General features: G+C 71.0%; 18 protein-coding genes. 9 read left to right on the forward strand and 9 right to left on the reverse strand.

Translation table 11 applies throughout. From position 1 onward, the window contains the following. Nucleotides 1-14 precede the first annotated feature (14 nt). Nucleotides 15-455: a hypothetical protein gene (locus OG285_RS33805; RefSeq protein ID WP_371793215.1), complete on the forward strand. Its 441-nt coding sequence runs from the start codon at nt 15-17 to the stop codon at nt 453-455. Between the two features lie 57 nt (nt 456-512). Here the strand turns inward: OG285_RS33805 and OG285_RS33810 are convergent, their stop codons facing one another. The 3 genes from OG285_RS33810 to OG285_RS33820 all read right to left on the reverse strand — a co-directional run bounded on the left by OG285_RS33810 (nt 513) and on the right by OG285_RS33820 (nt 2,488). Then, nucleotides 513-1,193: a GntR family transcriptional regulator gene (locus OG285_RS33810; protein WP_371793216.1), complete on the reverse strand. Its 681-nt coding sequence runs from the start codon at nt 1,191-1,193 to the stop codon at nt 513-515. 108 nt (nt 1,194-1,301) lie between these two features. After that, nucleotides 1,302-1,625 (reverse strand): L-rhamnose mutarotase, encoded by a 324-nt coding sequence (locus tag OG285_RS33815; protein ID WP_356835883.1) that lies wholly within the window; start codon nt 1,623-1,625, stop codon nt 1,302-1,304. Then, nucleotides 1,625-2,488 carry a fumarylacetoacetate hydrolase family protein gene (locus OG285_RS33820; protein WP_371793217.1) on the reverse strand — a complete coding sequence of 288 codons (864 nt, stop codon included), beginning with the start codon at nt 2,486-2,488 and terminating at the stop codon, nt 1,625-1,627. The genes OG285_RS33815 and OG285_RS33820 overlap by 1 nt, the downstream gene beginning before the upstream one ends. 213 nt (nt 2,489-2,701) lie before the next feature. On the opposite strand from OG285_RS33820, the gene OG285_RS33825 reads away from it, so the two are divergent. Genes OG285_RS33825 through OG285_RS33845 form a run of 5 tightly spaced genes read left to right on the forward strand, consistent with a single transcriptional unit; the run spans nt 2,702 to nt 8,128 of the window. Next, nucleotides 2,702-4,141, forward strand: coding sequence for a sugar porter family MFS transporter (locus tag OG285_RS33825; RefSeq protein ID WP_356835887.1), 1,440 nt, complete (start codon nt 2,702-2,704; stop codon nt 4,139-4,141). A 47-nt stretch (nt 4,142-4,188) separates the two neighbouring features. Beyond that, nucleotides 4,189-4,944, forward strand: a complete 756-nt coding sequence (locus tag OG285_RS33830; protein ID WP_371793218.1) for a (Fe-S)-binding protein — start codon at nt 4,189-4,191, stop codon at nt 4,942-4,944. Further along, nucleotides 4,941-6,359, forward strand: coding sequence for a LutB/LldF family L-lactate oxidation iron-sulfur protein (locus OG285_RS33835; protein ID WP_356835891.1), 1,419 nt, complete (start codon nt 4,941-4,943; stop codon nt 6,357-6,359). The genes OG285_RS33830 and OG285_RS33835 overlap by 4 nt, the downstream gene beginning before the upstream one ends. After that, the gene (locus OG285_RS33840; RefSeq protein WP_356835893.1) at nt 6,356-6,985 is read left to right on the forward strand and encodes an LUD domain-containing protein; all 630 of its coding nucleotides are present in this window, start codon (nt 6,356-6,358) and stop codon (nt 6,983-6,985) included. Before OG285_RS33835 ends, OG285_RS33840 begins: the two co-directional genes overlap by 4 nt. Before the next feature lie 54 nt (nt 6,986-7,039). After that, nucleotides 7,040-8,128 carry a mandelate racemase/muconate lactonizing enzyme family protein gene (locus OG285_RS33845; protein WP_371793219.1) on the forward strand — a complete coding sequence of 363 codons (1,089 nt, stop codon included), beginning with the start codon at nt 7,040-7,042 and terminating at the stop codon, nt 8,126-8,128. 64 nt (nt 8,129-8,192) lie between these two features. Here OG285_RS33845 and OG285_RS33850 read toward each other — a convergent pair whose 3' ends face one another. Beyond that, nucleotides 8,193-9,272, reverse strand: a complete 1,080-nt coding sequence (locus OG285_RS33850; protein WP_371793220.1) for an NADH:flavin oxidoreductase/NADH oxidase — start codon at nt 9,270-9,272, stop codon at nt 8,193-8,195. A gap of 136 nt (nt 9,273-9,408) precedes the next feature. Between OG285_RS33850 and OG285_RS33855 the strand changes: the two genes are divergently transcribed. Beyond that, nucleotides 9,409-9,753 carry a transcriptional regulator gene (locus tag OG285_RS33855; RefSeq protein ID WP_356835899.1) on the forward strand — a complete coding sequence of 115 codons (345 nt, stop codon included), beginning with the start codon at nt 9,409-9,411 and terminating at the stop codon, nt 9,751-9,753. 13 nt (nt 9,754-9,766) lie between these two features. Here OG285_RS33855 and OG285_RS33860 read toward each other — a convergent pair whose 3' ends face one another. The 4 genes from OG285_RS33860 to OG285_RS33875 form a co-directional block, all read right to left on the reverse strand. Continuing rightward, nucleotides 9,767-10,384 (reverse strand): helix-turn-helix domain-containing protein, encoded by a 618-nt coding sequence (locus tag OG285_RS33860; protein ID WP_356835901.1) that lies wholly within the window; start codon nt 10,382-10,384, stop codon nt 9,767-9,769. A gap of 211 nt (nt 10,385-10,595) precedes the next feature. Beyond that, on the reverse strand, nt 10,596-11,285 hold the full coding sequence (locus OG285_RS33865) for an HAD family hydrolase (protein WP_371793668.1): 690 nt from the start codon (nt 11,283-11,285) through the stop codon (nt 10,596-10,598). A gap of 64 nt (nt 11,286-11,349) precedes the next feature. Further along, nucleotides 11,350-12,285, reverse strand: a complete 936-nt coding sequence (locus OG285_RS33870; RefSeq protein ID WP_356835903.1) for a M56 family metallopeptidase — start codon at nt 12,283-12,285, stop codon at nt 11,350-11,352. Between the two features lie 93 nt (nt 12,286-12,378). Next, on the reverse strand, nt 12,379-12,987 hold the full coding sequence (locus OG285_RS33875; protein WP_371793669.1) for a DUF5134 domain-containing protein: 609 nt from the start codon (nt 12,985-12,987) through the stop codon (nt 12,379-12,381). Nucleotides 12,988-13,196: 209 nt separating this feature from the next. Between OG285_RS33875 and OG285_RS33880 the strand changes: the two genes are divergently transcribed. Beyond that, on the forward strand, nt 13,197-13,763 hold the full coding sequence (locus OG285_RS33880; protein WP_356835906.1) for a GNAT family N-acetyltransferase: 567 nt from the start codon (nt 13,197-13,199) through the stop codon (nt 13,761-13,763). Between the two features lie 6 nt (nt 13,764-13,769). On the opposite strand, the gene OG285_RS33885 is transcribed toward OG285_RS33880, so the two are convergent. Further along, the gene (locus tag OG285_RS33885) at nt 13,770-14,420 is read right to left on the reverse strand and encodes a glycerophosphodiester phosphodiesterase family protein (protein ID WP_356835924.1); all 651 of its coding nucleotides are present in this window, start codon (nt 14,418-14,420) and stop codon (nt 13,770-13,772) included. A 378-nt stretch (nt 14,421-14,798) separates the two neighbouring features. Between OG285_RS33885 and OG285_RS33890 the strand changes: the two genes are divergently transcribed. Next, nucleotides 14,799-16,199, forward strand: coding sequence for a DUF6421 family protein (locus OG285_RS33890; RefSeq protein WP_371793221.1), 1,401 nt, complete (start codon nt 14,799-14,801; stop codon nt 16,197-16,199). The last annotated feature ends 19 nt before the right edge of the window (nt 16,200-16,218 follow it).

Genomic DNA, 16,218 nt, shown 5'->3' on the forward strand with positions numbered 1-16,218 from the left:
CTGTCACTGGTCCCTTGTACGGTGTCAACGGCGCGGCACTGATCAAGGAGGGGATGACGGTGCTCAAGCACTACTACCGTCTTGTGTACTGGAAACGAAGACTCACCCGTGCGATACCGGGGGCAGGGGCCCCGGTCCGCATCCGAAGGCCCCGCACGGCCCGGGCGGTGGGGCGGTTCCGGCCGCTCATGGTGTTCGGTGCGATCGTCCTGATCGCCGTCGCCGTCTCCTACGGGATCGGCACATGGGAGGCCGGCGAAGCGCCGCAGCCGTCCGGCCGCACCGACCCGCAGGCCGAGTGCGAGCAGCGGCTCGAGGCCGACTGCCCCGGCGCTGCGCCGGACACCTGCGAGAAGCTCCTCGCGCAGGTCCGGGAGGGCAACTCGGGAACCGGCGGCGGTTCCAGCAGCGGGCAGCAAGGTCTCACGTTCGTCAGGTGCCGAATCGCTGGCTGACCGCCAGGTGTGAGGCGCGCCGGCTGCCCCGGCGCCCGCCCGCCCCGCATCCCGAGGTCAGCGCTGCTGCTGGCGGCTGCGCTGGCGTTCGATGCTGCGCCGCAGATGGTCCGTCATCGCCTCCGCCGCGCGCTCCGGGCTGCGGCGCAGCACGGCGCGCAGAACGCGGTCGTGCTCGGCGAGGGTCGGCTCGGTGGCACCCTGGATGCTGCTGAGGCGGAAGATGTGCAGATGTGAGTGGAGTCTGCTCACCGCGTCCGCCAGCAGGGGACGGCCGGCGGCCCGGGCGATCGTGTCGTGGAAGCGCTGGTCGCCCGCCGCGAACTCCCGGTAGACGGCGTACCGTTCACCCGAGCCCGGGCGGTCGCGCATCTCTTCCACCAGGCTCTCGATGCTGTCGAGCTGCTCGTCGTCAGCATGGGCCGCGGCCAGCGCCGCCGCAGCCGGTTCGAGCAGCAGACGCATCTCGAACAGCTCTTCCAGGCCCTGCGGGGTGAGCAGTTCGGTGGCCCGGTACCCCGCGAGGGACCGCTTCGTGACCAGGCCGTCCGACTCCAGCCGGGCCAGCGCCTCGCGTACCGGCGTCGGCGAGACCTGCAATGTACGGGCGAGCGCCTCGATACCGACCCGTGCGCCCGGCCTGATCTCGTGGTCCATGACCATCGCCTTGACAGCCTCGTAGACACTGTCGCCCAGTACCTGGCGCTGCGGCGACGACGTTCCTTCGTCCGACAGCATCCGGCCTCCTCCAGCCCGTCGGATGGCGACCAGGGCTCCCGGGCCCGGCCTGATCCACCGGAACGGCCCCGCCCCGGGGTCCGCCGATTCTATAGGAATCGTGCCTCCCTACTCCATGAGGAAGACCTGCTCCATGGGGGTCCACCAGTCGTCGGGTCCCGCCTCGGGCACCTTCTCCTGGCAGGGATCGGTCAGCTCCCACCAGGCGCGGGTGGCCTCGTCCCGGCCCATCGCGGCGAGGTCCGCTGCCAGGTCGTCGCCGTGGTACTCGAAATAGCTGAAGAGCCGGTCCCCGAGCAGATGGATCGAGTAGTTGGCGATATGGCTCGCCCGCAGCCGGGCGAGTACCGGCTCCGGGACCGCCCGGTGCAGTTCGCGGTAGTACGCCAGCTTCTCCGGACGTACTCGGATCACCTGCGCGACCCGCCGCATCAGCCCGCCACCGCCGCTCGCACCGTCTGGCGCTGCGCGCCGAGCCCGTCGATTTCGAGGTCGACCACATCGCCCGCCGAGAGGTACGGGAAGCGGCCGGAGAGCGCGACACCCTCCGGGGTGCCGGTGTTGATGATGTCGCCGGGTTCCAGGACCAGATAGTGGCTGAGGTGGCGTACCAGCTCATGCGCCCCGAAGATCATGTCCGCGGTGCTGGAGTCCTGGCGCGGCGCGCCGTTGACCCGGCTGCGGAGGTTCAGGGCCTGCGGCCCGCCGGGCAGTTCGCCGGCCGGTACGAGCCACGGCCCGAGCGGGTTGAAGGTCTCGCTCGACTTCCCCTTCGACCACTGGCCGCCCGACTCGTCGAGCTGGTACGTCCGTTCCGATACGTCATGGGAGACCGCGTACCCCGCGATGCACTCCGCCGCCGCGTCCGCCGATTCCAGGTAGCGCGCGGTGCGCCCGATGACGACGGCCAGTTCGACCTCCCAGTCCACGGTCTTCGCCCCGGGCGGGATCAGGACGTCGTCGTACGGCCCGACCACGGTGTTGGGGTGCTTGAAGAAAATGATCGGTGCGGTGGGCGGCTCGCTGCCCGACTCCGCCGCGTGGGCCGCGTAGTTCTGGCCGACACAGAGGACCGCGGCGGGCCGGGCGACCGGTGCGCCCACCCGGAGCCGCTCCGCTCCCGGGAGTTCGGTGAGCGCCCCCGCCCGGAGGGCTTCGCGCACCCGGGCGATACCGCCGCCGGCGAGGAACCGCCCGTCGATGTCGTCGGTCAGCGGGCCGAGATCGTAGAGGACACCGGCTTCGCGTACGGCGGGGCGTTCGCTGCCCGGATCGCCCAGTCGCATGAGCTGCATGACAGCAGCCTCCTCATGTGTCGGACTCAGAGGTCGGATGTTAATGAGACGAAAGCTATAGGAAAACGAGGCAGGGGAGAACCCCGGTCTTCATATGGCCTCTGTAGGGCCAGAAAAGCCCGACTCAAGGGTTGACGTGTGCCAGGGCGCCATGGCTAACCTCCGATGATCCTCAATTTCCTATAGGAAAAATCCGGCTGTTCTGGAGGCGTCATGGCCGACTCCCCCCACTCCGTCCCCACCGCGCGCCCACCGTCCGGAGACCTGCCCGGACCCGGATCCGCCCCCGGAACCACCGGAGCGGTCACCCCGCCGCTTCCCCGGTTCGTCAAGGCCGTCGCCGTGCTCGGCGGAATGGCGGGTCTGCTGTACGGCTACGACTCCGGCGCCATCGCCACCGCACTGCCCTTCGCCACCGACCGCTTCGGCCTCTCCTCCACCGAACAGGGCCTGGTCACCAGCCTGATCCTGCTCGGCGCGCTGCCGTCGATCGTCGTCGGGTCGCTGGCCTCCAAGCGGTTCGACCGCAGGCATCTGCTGATCGTCGCCGGAGTCGTCTTCGCCGTGGGGTCGCTCGGCTGCGCCCTGTCGACCAGCGTCGCGATGCTGCTCGTCTCCCGGTTCGTCCTCGGCCTCGCCGTGGGCCTGGCCAATATGTTCGGCCTGATCCACCTCACCGAACTGGCGCCGAAGCGGGTGCGCGGCCTGATCAGCGCGCTCTACCAACTCAGCGTCAACGTCGGCATCCTGATCGCCTACGGCGCCGGTGACGCCCTGCGCGGCTCGGGCTCCTGGCAGTGGATGCTCGGGCTGGGCGCGCTGCCCGCCCTGCTCTTCCTCGTCGGCATGGTGCTCAGCCCCGCCAGCCCCCGCTGGCTGAGCCTGCGCGGCCGGGAGGCCGAAGCCCATGCCGTACTGATGAGGCTGCGGTCGTCGCGCGCCGAGGCGGACGCGGAAGCGGCCGAGATCCAGCAGAGCCTCGGGATGCAGGAGGCCGGTCTGCGGGAGCTGCTGCACCGCTACCGCCCCGCCCTGCGGATCGGACTGCTCCTGACCTTCTTCCAGGTGTTCACCGGGATCAACGCGGTCGTCTACTACGCGCCCACCGTCTTCGCCGGAGCCACCGGGCACTCCGCCGACACCGGCATCATCGCCAACTACAGTGTCGGCGGCGCCCTGGTGATCTCCACCGCCATCTCGCTGCCGCTGATCGACCGGCTCGGCCGGGTCAGGATGCTCGCCTGGAGTCTGGGCGGCCAGGTGCCGCCGCTCATCCTGCTGGCCCTGTTCCCGCACTCGTCCGCTCTCGACGTCATCTGCGTCTTCGTCTTCACCTTCGCCTTCGGGTTCGGGCTCGGCCCGGTCTTCTGGCTCTACATCCCGGAGATCCTGCCGCTGCGCGCCCGCGCGCTCGGCATGGGAGCCGTCACGTTCACCCAGTACCTCTTCAACTTCCTCTTCTCCTTGACCTTTCCTGACATCCTCGATGCGATCGGCTTCTGGGTCTTCGGCATCTACGCGGTGATCTCCGCACTGGGGCTCGCATTCGTCCTGAGCCGGGTACCCGAGACAGCGAACCGGTCGCTGGAGGAGATCGAGGCGGAGTGGCGGCGCAGGGACGCGGCGCAGTCCTCCGCCCCGGCCGCCGCCTGACCACATCCGCCGCGGCCCCGAGCCGTGGACGACCCCGAGAAGGACACATGCGGGTAGGACTCTTCGTGACGTGTGTGAATGACGCGTTGTATCCACGGACCGGAATCGCCGTGGTGAAGCTGCTGGAGCGGCTGGGGGTGGAGGTCGGCTTCCCCGCCGGACAGACCTGCTGCGGACAGCCGCAGTTCAACACCGGCTACCGGCGCGAGACCGAACCACTCGTCCGTCGCTACGACCGGGAGTTCGCTCCCTACGACTACGTCGTCACGCCGTCGGGCTCCTGCGCGGCGATGGTCCGCGACAACTATCCGCGGATCGGCCGCAAGGCGGCGGCGGAGCACCGCGGCCACGAGCTCGCCGACGCGGCGGCCCGCTCCGTGCCAAAGACGTACGAGCTGACGGAGTTCCTGGTGGATGTGCTGGGGGTGGTCGATGTCGGGGCGTACTTCCCGCATTCGGTGACCTACCACCCGTCCTGCCACGGCCTGCGGATGCTGGGGCTCGGTGACCGGCCGCGCCGGTTGCTCGACGCGGTACGGGGGCTGGAGCTGCGGGAGCTGGAAGGGGCCGAGGAGTGCTGCGGTTTCGGCGGGACCTTCGCGGTGAAGAACGCGGACGTGTCGGCCGCCATGGGTGAGGACAAGGTGCGCAACGCGGTGTCGACCGGCGCCGATGTGCTGTGCGGGGCCGACAACTCCTGTCTGATGCACATCGGCGGCATCCTGCGCCGCCAGGACGCGCCACTGCGGGCGCTCCACCTGGCCGAGATCCTGGCGAGCACCGAAGAGGAGCCCCACGCATGAGCGGTACCTACCTCGGGATGCCGTCCTTCCCGAAGGCGGCCAGGGAAGCCGTACACAACGAGACGCTGCGCGGGAACCTCCGGCACGCCACCCACACCATCCGCGACAAACGGGCGAAGGCCGTGGCGGAGCTCGCCGACTGGGCGCAGCTGCGGGAGGCGGGCAAGCAGATCAAGGACCGGACGCTGCGTCATCTGGACGAGTACCTGGTGCAGTTGGAGGAGTCGGTCACGGCCGCCGGGGGCACCGTCCACTGGGCGGCCGACGGCGACGAGGCGAACCGGATCGTCGCCGGGCTCGTGAAGGCGACCGGCGAGCGCGAGGTCGTCAAGGTCAAGTCGATGGCGACCCAGGAGATCGGTCTCAACGAGGCGCTGGAGGCCGAGGGCATCGCCGCGTACGAGACGGATCTCGCGGAGCTGATCGTGCAGCTGGGCGAGGACCGCCCCAGCCACATCCTGGTCCCGGCGATCCACCGCAACCGGGGCGAGATCCGTGAGATCTTCGCCCGGACGATGAGCGAGTGGGGGCGGCCGGCCCCGGAGGGGCTGACCGACTCCCCGGCCGAACTGGCCGAGGCCGCCAGGCTGCATCTGCGGGAGAAGTTCCTCCGGGCGAAGGTGGGGATCTCGGGGGCCAACTTCATGGTCGCGGAGACCGGCACCCTGGTCGTGGTGGAGTCCGAGGGCAACGGCCGGATGTGCCTGACGCTGCCCGAGACGCTCATCTCCGTGGTGGGCATCGAGAAGATCGTGCCGACCTGGCAGGACCTGGAGGTCTTCCTCCAGACCCTGCCGCGGTCGTCGACGGCCGAGCGGATGAACCCGTACACCAGCACCTGGACCGGCACCACCGACGCGGACGGACCGCAGGACTTCCACCTGGTGCTGCTCGACAACGGCCGCACCGCCACCCTGGCCGACGAGGTCGGCCGCCAGGCGCTGCGCTGCATCCGCTGCTCGGCCTGCCTCAACGTCTGCCCGGTCTACGAACGGGCGGGCGGCCACGCGTACGGCTCGGTCTACCCGGGCCCCATCGGCGCCATCCTCAGCCCGCAACTCCGGGGCACGGAGAGCGAGATCGACGCCTCGCTGCCGTACGCCTCCTCGCTCTGCGGTGCCTGCTACGACGTGTGCCCGGTCGCCATCGACATCCCCGAGGTCCTGGTCCACCTGCGGGAGCGGGTCGCAGGCCAGGGCGGCAGGGGCCACCGTCTTGAGAAGGCGGCGATGAAGGCGGCCGGCTGGGTGCTGAACCATCCGGCCGCACTCGCCGCGGGTGAGAGGGCGGCATCGAGGACCCGTGGGCTGCACCCCAAGCGGCTGCCGGGCGCGGCGGCGTGGACCGACAGCCGCGACCTGCCCGAGCTGCCGCCCGAACCGTTCCGTGACTGGTGGAAGAAGAACCGCACATGAGCTCCCGCGACCAGATCCTCGCCCGCGTACGTGCCGCGGTCGCCGACGCGCCGGAGGCCCCCGAGGTCACCCGCGACTACCTCACCACGCACACCGCCGACGACCCGGCGGCCGTGCTGGACCTCCTCCACGAGAACCTCGCGGACTACCGCGCCCTCGTGCACCGGACCCGGCCCGGCGGGCTGCCCGCGCTCCTGGCCCGGCTGCTGGCCGGGCGCGGCGCCACGACGGTACTTGCACCGCCCGGGCTGCCCGCCGAGTGGCTGGCCGGGTCCACTGCGACCCTGACCGCTGACACACCGGCGTCGACCGCACAGGAACTCGACGCCGTGGACAGTGTGGTCACCGGATGCGCGGTGGCCATCGCCGAGACCGGCACCCTCGTCCTGGACGGCGGCGCAGGCCAGGGCCGCCGCCGGATCACCCTCGTCCCCGACCACCACATCTGCGTCGTACGGGCCCCGGCCCAGGTGGTCGCCTCGGTGCCGCAGGCCCTCCCACGCCTCGACCCGGCGCGCCCGCTCACCTGGATCTCGGGCCCCTCGGCCACCAGCGACATCGAACTCGACCGGGTCGAAGGCGTCCACGGCCCCCGGACCCTCGAAGTCGTCCTCGTCGAGGAGTGACACCGGGGCCGTGGGGACCATCAACGAGCGACGGAACAGCGGGAGACCACACCCATGAGCAGAATCACGAGCGTCGACTGCCGGCTCGTCTTCATCGAGCCCGAGACGCTGCGCACCGACGCCAGCCAGACCTTCGTCCGGCAGGAGACCATCCTCGTCACCGTCGGGACCGACGACGGGCTGAGCGGCACCGGGTACTCCTACACGATCGGCACCGGCGGCAGTTCCGTACTGGCGCTGCTGCGCGACCACCTCGCCGCCACGCTGCTGGGCGCCGATGCCCGTAACGTCGAGGCGGTCTGGGCCCGGATGCTCGCGGCGACCCGGGCCACCGCGTTCGGGCTCCTCACCTCACTGGCACTGGCCGCCGTCGACACGGCCCTGTGGGACCTGCGGTGCCTGCGCGCCGGTGAACCGCTCTGGCGGCTCGCGGGCGGGGCGCACGACCGGCTGCCCGTGTACGACACCGAGGGCGGCTGGCTGCATCTGAGCACCGATGAACTGGTGAAGAACGTCTCGGCGGCCCAGGCGTCGGGGCTGCGCGGAGCCAAGCTGAAGGTCGGCAAGCCCACCGCGGTCGAGGACGCGGAGCGGCTCGCGGCCGTCCGCGAGGAGACCGGGCCCGCCTTCGAGATCATGGTCGACGCCAACCAGTCGCTCACCGGGGCGGAGGCGATCCGCCGGGCCCGCACCTTCGAGCCGCTCGACATCGCGTGGTTCGAGGAGCCGCTGCCGGCCGAGGACGTGGCGGGACACCTGAGGCTCGCCCGCTCGACCACGGTGCCGGTCGCGGTGGGTGAATCGGTGTACAGCGTCGGGCACTTCGCCGAGTACCTGTCGACGGGCGCCGCCGGGATCGTGCAGGCAGATGTGGCCCGCGTCGGCGGCATCACCCCGTGGCTGAAGGTCGCGCACGCCGCCGAGGCATGCAATGTGCGGGTGGCCCCGCACTTCCTGATGGAGCTGCACGCGAGCCTGGCCTGCGCGGTGCCCGCCGGGATGTACGTGGAGCACATTCCGCAGCTCGGCGCGATCACCCGCAGTGAGCTGGTCATCGAGGACGGCTGTGTCGTCCCGCCGGAGACGCCCGGGCTCGGCATCGAGTGGGACGAGGACGCCATCGCGGATCTGCGGGTCGCGTAGGGCAGTCCCCTCCCCGCAGACCCGGGAGCCGGCCGGGAGGGCGCCGCGCCCTCCCGGCCGGTGCTCAGACGGAGCGGTGGTACTGCTGCGGTACGTGGACGTCCGCGCCGAGCACCCGGGCCGCGTGCCGCGCCCAGGACGGGTTGCGGAGCAGCTCGCGGCCGAGCAGGACCGCGTCCGCCTCACCGTTGGCCAGGATCTTCTCGGCCTGCTCGACCTCGGTGATCAGCCCGACGGCGGCGACAGCGAGGGATGTCCCGGCCTTGACGCGCGCGGCGAAGGGCACCTGGTAGCCGGGGCCGACCGGGATGCGGACCCCGGGCGCGTTGCCGCCGGTGGACACATCGAGCAGGTCGACGCCGTGCTCCTTGAGCAGCGGGGCGAGGCGCACCGTGTCGTCGGCCGTCCAGCCGCCCTCGTCCAGCCAGTCGGTGGCCGAGATGCGGAAGAAGAGCGGCAGCTCGTCGGGCCACACCGCCCGCACGGCGTCCACGACTTCGAGTGCGAAGCGGGTGCGGTTCTCGAACGATCCGCCGTACTCGTCGGTGCGGTGGTTGCTGTGCGGCGAGAGGAACTCGCTCACCAGATAGCCGTGTGCGCCGTGGATCTCGGCGACCTGGAACCCCGCGTCGAGCGCACGCCGGGCGGCATCGGCGAACTGGCCGACGATCTCCTGTATCCCAGTGGTGGTCAGCTCGTCGGGCACGTGCTCGCCCGCGGCGAACGGGACCGGGCTGGGGGCGACCGGCTGCCACCCGTCCTGGTCCGGGCCGACCGGGCCGCCGCCGTTCCAGGGGCGGTCGGTCGAGGCCTTGCGTCCGCCATGACCGAGCTGAATGCCGGGAACCGTGCCCTGCCCCTTGAGGAAGGTGGTGATCCGGCGGAGCGCCTCCACCTGGGCGTCGTTCCAGATGCCCAGGTCGGCGGGGCTGATCCGGCCCTCGGGGCTGACGGCGGTGGCCTCGACGATGACCAGGCCGGTGCCCCCGGCGGCCCGCGCGGCGTAGTGCGCGAAGTGCCAGTCGTTGGCGACGCCCGTGCCGGGCCCCGAAGTGGCCGCCGAGTACTGGCACATGGGCGGCATCCATACGCGGTTGGGGAAGGTCAGCGACCGCAGGGTGTACGGCTCGAAAAGGGCGCTCACGACAGGCTCCATTCACAACGGTGTCGGGACAGCTTGTACGATACTCGTCGTAGTACGGTGAATGTCAAACTACGATGGAACTCGTACAATGGAGCCGTCCCCGAATCCGTCCGGGCCCGAATGAAGGAGAGCCGTCGTGGCGACCGCAACGAGCAGCCGTGCACTCGCTCATCCGGCGCGGGACGAGATCCGTCTGGACGGTGTGCTCCATGCGCTGGCCGACCCCATGCGGATGTGCGTGGTGCGGGAACTCGCTCTGGACGGCGGGGAGTTGACCTGCTCCCGGTTCGACCTTCCGGTGACCAAGTCGACCACCACCCACCACTTCAGGGTGCTGCGCGAGAGCGGTGTGATCCGGCAGATCTACCGGGGGACCGCGAAGATGAACGTGCTGCGCAGGGACGACCTGGACGCGGTCTTCCCCGGCCTGCTGGACAGTGTCCTCGCCGCGGCGGCGGCCGAGGCCGCGCGGGAGGCGTGAACCCCCGCCGCTGTCAGGACGGTGGCGGGGCGGCCCCGTCGTCCGGGGGCGCTCCGAGCTTCCAGTCGAGTCCGTACCGCTGGAACAGTTCGGCCCGCAGCCGCGCGGGCGGCATGGGTGCGCCCGGCAGCAGCTGTGCGAAGACCGTGCCCATCAGCTGGGCACGCAGCAGCGGGTAGTCGGTGTCCGGGTCGGGTGATCCGTACCGTTCCACGGTCGAGCGCAGGGCCCGGGCGAGCTGCTGCTGTTCGGGGCACTGCACGAACCCCTGCTCCTGAAGGATTCCGGCCATATGGGTCCGCATCAGTACGGGATGGTCGGCGGCGAGCCCCAGGATCGCGTCGATGGCCCGCGCCAGCAGTTCCTGCCCGTCGTCGGTGCGCGGCTCGCGCTCCAGGGCCGCGGTGAGCGTGCGGTGCATCAGGCGGTGCACGGCGGACTGCAGCAGGTAGCGCTTGCCCGGGAAGTAGTACGAGACGAGGCCGCGGGCGGATCCGGCACGGTCGGCGATGTCCGCCAGTGTCGTCGCCTCGTACCCGCGCTCGCCGACAAGATCCACTGTGGCCTGCAGAAGCCGCTCGCGGGAACGCCGCCGCAACTCCTCATTGACCGATTGGCTGCGCGGGGACATGCTTACTCCTGCGTTGACTGGCTCTCAGCCAACTATAATCAGCGCATCCTGCACAGGGCCCCGTCAGGGGTCCTCCTGCGGGAATCGTCCGGACCGGGCGGCGCGGGGGACTGTCCGGTCCGGATTTCCGCTGTCTCCATCCAGGGGATTTCAGCCGGTTCAGGACGGTTCGTGCTGATTTCTGGCGAGCCGATCCGGCCGTGCGGGCGGGTCAGCCGGTGAGATCCAGGACCGGGCGGAGTGCGTCCGGGCGTTCAGTGGCCGGGAGATGGTCCACGAAATGGACGGCGCAGCCCAGATTCCGGGCACCCCCGTCGGCGCGCCGGTCGTCGCCGACCATCAGGGTCTCGCCCGGGTCCTGGCCCAGTGCCTCACAGGCGGCACGGAACAGCCGTACGTCGGGTTTCTGGATGCCGTGCTCGTACGACAGGGTGTAGTGGTCCACGAACGGATCGACCCCGTGGGCGCGGAACACCGGCCGGAGGTCCCAGCCGATGTTGCTCACCACCCCGACCCCGATCCCGCGGGCGTGCAGGGCGCCGAGCACTTCGGCCGTGTCCGGGTAGGGGCTCCAGGCGGCCGGCGTCATATGGCGTGCGTAGAGGGCGTCGTACAGCGCCGGATCCGGCAGCGCGACCTGACGGGCGAGGCCCGTGAACGCGGCGCGGTGCTGCTCGGCGCTCTCGTCTCGGGAGGCGTAGAGCCCGGCGAGCGAGGACGGCACCCGCTGGGGGACCGGCCCGCCGGGTTGTGCGCCTGCGGCCGTCAACTCCGCTGTGCGGAGGGCGAATTCCTCCTGGCTCAGCGTGGCGCCCGCCTGGTCCAGGGTGGCGCGCAGCCATGCCGCGACGGACTCGGCCCGGAAGAGCGTCCCGGAGAAGTCGAAGAGTACGGCTTTGATCGTCATGGGGGCATTCTTTCCCGGCCTGCTGTCGCGGCAGTCGCCGGCGTTCTCGCAGCCACCGCTATCCGAGCGCGCGCAGTCCCGGGACGAACGCCACCAGCAGCGGCACGACCGGCACCAGCGAGGCGGCGGCGGTGAGCCTCAGCCTGCGGCCAGTGGTGAGGCGCGGGGCCGCGCTCAGCAGCCGGTCGACGCGGTGCGGAAGCTCCGCGTCGGGGGTCGGGCAGGGGCCGAACACCCCCCGGTGCTCGTTGAGTTGGACCAGCGCCAGTGCGATCGTCAGCCGGCCGAAGCGGCGCGACGCCACATCGTCGGCGGCCAGCTCCACCAGCCGGTGCATCTCGTTGCGGAAGGCGGCGAAGACCGGGATCTGCGGGAAGCCCACGGCCAGCGCGGCCGAGCAGTGCAGCAGCCAGTCGTGCCGGGCCCGCGCGTGGCCCTGCTCGTGGGCGAGCACCGCGTCGAGCTGACGGCCTTTCAGCCCCCGAAGTGCCGCCGTGGTGATGACCAGTTGGGGGGCCGTACCGGGCAGCCACCAGGCGTCGGGACGCTCGCCCTCCAGCACGACGAGACGCTCGCTGCCGGGCTCCTCGCCGGGCAGCACGGGGGAGCGCACCAGCAGCTCCCTGCGGCTCCGCCGGCGGGCGGCCCGTGCGCGGCGGATCTCCCGGGTGAGCATCGCGGCCGTCCAGACACCGCCCGCGGCCAGCACCGTCGCTGTCGCCGCCGACCACTGGGCGTACGCGCCGAGTGCGTACGCCTCCACAACCGCGTGCGGGGCGGGGGCGAAGACGTTGCCCCGCACGAGCTGCCAGGCCGCCGACGCGCTGAAGGTCATGGCCAGCGCGAAGCAGAGCAGCACGGCGGCCACCACGCACTGCCACACCCACAGCGCCACCACGGGCTCCCGTTCGGGCCACTGGGCGCGCGCCAGAAGCCGCGGTGCCGCAACAGCAGCCACGGCTCCGAGTAGCAACAGCGCTAGGGAGACCACCATGGTCGCCAGCTTATGGAGTCGGCGCCCCACCGGGGTATGGCCTCGGCCCGCAAGTGACGCAGGACACGGTCGGCTTCCGCCGCCCTGCCGGGGTCAGATCGTCAACAGCATCGCGAACATGGCCATTCCCATGGCGAGTCGGCAGGCGAGCGCCAGCTCCGGCCCGGCGCCCCGGCCGATGGCCCCGCCGGACGCACCCAGTGCCGCACCACCGGCAGCCGCCCCGCCCGTCACGGGGCCGGGCGTCGCCGGCGAGGGCACCAGGGTGGCGCCCGCGCGCAGTACGTACACCGCGTAGTAGGCGAGCAGCGCGCCGGTGAGCAGCGGGACCCCGCCCGCCGAGTGCGCCGCGTGCTCCATGTTGGTTCCGCCGGACGCTCCGCCCGGTGCCGTCCCCGCTGCCATCGTGAGCGCCATGTAGACCATGGCGAGCGAGCCGACCAGATGGTGCAGATGGTGAGCGCTCGTGCGGAGCTGCCACAGCGCCCGGAGGCCGCCCGCCGCGAAGACCGCGGCGAGCACCGTCCAGCCCCACTGCGGGGGAGTGGCCACCGCGGCGGGCAGGGCCATCGCCGCCATGCCGAACCCCATCACCGCCTCGCTCCCCGCAGCCGTCCGCGCCCGCTGCGAGGTGCTGCGCATCCGCAGCAGGCAGTAGGCGCCGGTGGCCGCGCTCAGTGACATCAGCAGCCAGCCGGACATCGCGGATCCACCGTGCACGGCGTACCTCCCCGTTCGACGCGTCGGCTCCGCCCGGTCCGGGCCTCGACGCATCGATGCCCGGACCGGGCGGAGCGCACGCAAGCGCAGGGGGGCACAGGGGAGCGCGTCATGGGCGCGTTACTGTCTGGACAGCAGCGGCCGACAGCTCCGGACCGCCCGGAACCGCCTTCGACGGGAGACCTCACCCCATGGACACCGCCCCCGACCGGATCACTTTCAGGGACGCGGCAGAGACCGACATACCGGCGCTCGTCACCTTGATCGAGTCGGCCTACCGCGGCGACACCAGCCGCACCGGCTGGACCACGGAGGCGGACATCCTGGGAGGCCGCCGCACCGACCCGGACGGGGTGCGCGGAGTCATCGCGGCGCCCGCTAGCCGGGTGATGGTGGTGGAGCGCGACGGCGAGCCCGTCGCCTGCTGCCAGTTGGAGCGGCGCGGCCACGCGGCCTACTTCGGGATGTTCGCTGTGAGTCCGGCTCTGCAGGGTGCCGGACTCGGCAAGCGGATCATCGCGGAGGCCGAACGCCGGGTGAGCACGGAGTGGGGCGCCGACGAGATGCACATGACGGTGATCTCGGTACGGGACGACCTCATCGCCTGGTACGAGCGGCGCGGCTACCGCCGTACGGGGAGGATGTTCCCCTTCCCGTACGGCGACGAGCGGTTCGGTATCCCGCTCCGCGACGACCTGCAGTTCGAGCTGCTGGTCAAGCCGCTCCCGGCCGGAATCCCCGGAGCGCGCACGGAGTAGCGGTGCTCAGGCCGTGAACCGCCCGGTGCGCCGGATCTCCGGGTAGTCGGTGGTCGCGCCGTCCAGATCCAGCGCCCGGACCAGCCGCAGGTGGTCCTGGGTGTTCACCACCCAGCCGAGCACCTTCAGCCCTTCCGCGTGCGCCTTCTCGACGGTCTCCAGGGTCAGCCTGCGGATGTTCAGCGCCACCGTCGCGGCGCCGGCGGCCTTGGCGCGGGCCACGATGTCCGGCCCCCAGCGGCTCGCGATGAGCACGGTCCGTACGCCCGGCACGAGCGCGGCGATCTCGCTGACCGCCTCGTCGTGGAACGAGGAGACCTCCACCCGTCCGGCCAGGTCGCGCCGGAGCATCACCTCGGCGAGTGCCCGCGCGGCGGCGGCGTCCTTGATCTCGGCCTGGATCGGTGAGCCGACCGCGTCCAGCACCTCTTCGAAGACCGGGATCCGCTCGCCCTGCCCGGCGTCGAGCTCACGCAGCTCGGCGAGCGTCCGGTCGGCGATGGCGCCCTTGCCGTCGGTCGTGCGGTCCACGTCGGTGTCGTGCATGACGACGAGTGCGCCGTCCTTGCTCAGATGCAGGTCGAGCTCGATGGCGTCCATACCCGCCTGTTCGGCGTGGCGGAAGGACCGCAGGGTGTTCTCCGGTTCGACGCCCATGACCCCGCGATGTCCGATGATGAGGAGACTCAAGGTTCTCTCGCTTCCGTCGACGGCGGCTCTCGCGTGGCATTGCTACCCAGCTGGCAGAACCGCAGCCTAACGTTCCGGCCCCGCCGCCGTCCCCGGTCCCGGTGATGCCGCGGAGCGTCCGCTTTTCCGGCCGGAGGGGGACCGTATCGCTGACTTCTCGATGTGCGGTTTTTCCGGGCCCTGTGGGGGTGGAAGCGGTTCCACAGGGGGCTACGGCAGGAAGATTCGCTGCGATCAAGGGGGTTCGGCGGGACAATCTGTTGCATGCGCCCTTGAATGAGCGCTCTCAACATGGATACGGTGTCCCAGCGCTTGGACGGTAAGTTCTGCTGTGGAGGAAGTGACATGACGAAAATTCTTGTGCAGGACGCGGTCGACGGCGGTATATCCGGCGCCCAGCGCGTGGTCGAGCACCCGGCCTGGCCCGTGCTCAAGAATGCCGTCGAGCAGATCCGGCCCTGGCAGTCGAAGGACGGCTCCATCGACTTCGCAGCCGACGGAGCCCCCTCCCGAACGGCCGTCGACGCCGCGTTCGCACGCGTGACGGGCGCGATCGAGGAGCTGTCCCCGCTGCTGCCCCACGACGCCGCGTACCACCGGGCGCTCGTCGCCGACCTCCGCGCGTGGGCGGAAGGCGGATTCGCCGTCCCGGACTTCCTTGACTCACTGCTCGCCTTCCACCCGGCCGACCTGCGCGCCGACGGACTCCAGCACCTGGTCGTCTTCGCGATGTACACGCAGAACGGCAACCCGGACCGCAATCTCGAAGCGGTCGTGCTGCGCATGGTCTGGCCCGAGTGGCTCTCCGAGCTGGAGGCCACGCGCTACGACAACCCGCTCTTCTGCGGCATCACCTTCGAGGACTTCACGTCCGGGTACGACACCAACTCCGCGGTGCTCTTCCCCGAGACCATCGCCGTCCGTGAAGCCCCCGACCGCTTCACCTGGGGCGGCATCTTCTGCGACCGCGAGGCGGCACGCTTCCGGGCCGTCACGGAGGCCGCCGTGAAGGTCCTGCGGCTCGAACTGCCGGACGACATCCGGGAGATGGTCTCCGATCAGGACCGCTGCCAGCAGGCGTTCGTGCTGTGGGACATGGTCCACGACCGCACCCACAGCCACGGCGACCTGCCGTTCGACCCCTTCATGATCAAGCAGCGCCAGCCGTTCTGGATGTACGGCCTCGAAGAGCTGCGCTGCGACCTCACCGCCTTCCGGGAGGCCGTGCGGCTGGAGGCCGACGGTTTCGGACAGGGCCGCGACGTCCAGTACGCCGTGCTCTTCGACCGGATGTTCCGCTTCCCGGTGACCGGCGAGCGCGTGCGCAACTACGACGGCCTCGGCGGCCAGCTGCTCTTCGCCTATCTCCACCAGCACGACGTGGTGCGCTGGACCGACAGCACCCTGAAGATCGACTGGGAGCGCGCCCCGCAGGTCACCCAGCAGCTCTGCGCGGAGATCGAGGACCTGTACCGGGCCGGCATCGACCGCCCCAAGCTGGTCCACTGGTTCGCCGCCTACGACCTGGTCTCCCGCTACCTCGCCCCGCACCCGGGATCGCGCTGGGCCAAGGGGCCCGACGCCCTGGACCTGAGCCAGCCGCCGCGTAAACTTGTGGACGACGTGCTTCCGGACGAGTTTCCGCTCAGCATGTTCTATGAGGCGCTCGCCAAGAAGCTGAAGAGCGTGGTCGCCTCGACGAAGGGCATCACCGCGGCGGGCGTTCCCGAGCGGGAAGCCGCGTGAGCGCCCGCAGGCAGGAGGC

It is taken from the genome of Streptomyces sp. NBC_01471, from assembly GCF_041438865.1.
Taxonomy (GTDB): Bacteria; Actinomycetota; Actinomycetes; order Streptomycetales; family Streptomycetaceae; genus Streptomyces.

What these genes read in the sequence shown, in the direction of transcription:
- OG285_RS33810 (WP_371793216.1), bottom strand. Translation starts at nt 1,193, where the DNA reads ATGCTGTCGGACGAAGGAACGTCGTCGCCGCAGCGCCAGGTACTGGGC.
- OG285_RS33815 (WP_356835883.1), bottom strand. Translation starts at nt 1,625, where the DNA reads ATGCGGCGGGTCGCGCAGGTGATCCGAGTACGTCCGGAGAAGCTGGCG.
- OG285_RS33820 (WP_371793217.1), bottom strand. Translation starts at nt 2,488, where the DNA reads ATGCAGCTCATGCGACTGGGCGATCCGGGCAGCGAACGCCCCGCCGTA.
- OG285_RS33825 (WP_356835887.1), top strand. Translation starts at nt 2,702, where the DNA reads ATGGCCGACTCCCCCCACTCCGTCCCCACCGCGCGCCCACCGTCCGGA.
- OG285_RS33830 (WP_371793218.1), top strand. Translation starts at nt 4,189, where the DNA reads ATGCGGGTAGGACTCTTCGTGACGTGTGTGAATGACGCGTTGTATCCA.
- OG285_RS33835 (WP_356835891.1), top strand. Translation starts at nt 4,941, where the DNA reads ATGAGCGGTACCTACCTCGGGATGCCGTCCTTCCCGAAGGCGGCCAGG.
- OG285_RS33840 (WP_356835893.1), top strand. Translation starts at nt 6,356, where the DNA reads ATGAGCTCCCGCGACCAGATCCTCGCCCGCGTACGTGCCGCGGTCGCC.
- OG285_RS33845 (WP_371793219.1), top strand. Translation starts at nt 7,040, where the DNA reads ATGAGCAGAATCACGAGCGTCGACTGCCGGCTCGTCTTCATCGAGCCC.
- OG285_RS33860 (WP_356835901.1), bottom strand. Translation starts at nt 10,384, where the DNA reads ATGTCCCCGCGCAGCCAATCGGTCAATGAGGAGTTGCGGCGGCGTTCC.
- OG285_RS33870 (WP_356835903.1), bottom strand. Translation starts at nt 12,285, where the DNA reads ATGGTGGTCTCCCTAGCGCTGTTGCTACTCGGAGCCGTGGCTGCTGTT.
- OG285_RS33875 (WP_371793669.1), bottom strand. Translation starts at nt 12,987, where the DNA reads ATGTCCGGCTGGCTGCTGATGTCACTGAGCGCGGCCACCGGCGCCTAC.
- OG285_RS33880 (WP_356835906.1), top strand. Translation starts at nt 13,197, where the DNA reads ATGGACACCGCCCCCGACCGGATCACTTTCAGGGACGCGGCAGAGACC.
- OG285_RS33885 (WP_356835924.1), bottom strand. Translation starts at nt 14,420, where the DNA reads ATGGGCGTCGAACCGGAGAACACCCTGCGGTCCTTCCGCCACGCCGAA.
- OG285_RS33890 (WP_371793221.1), top strand. Translation starts at nt 14,799, where the DNA reads ATGACGAAAATTCTTGTGCAGGACGCGGTCGACGGCGGTATATCCGGC.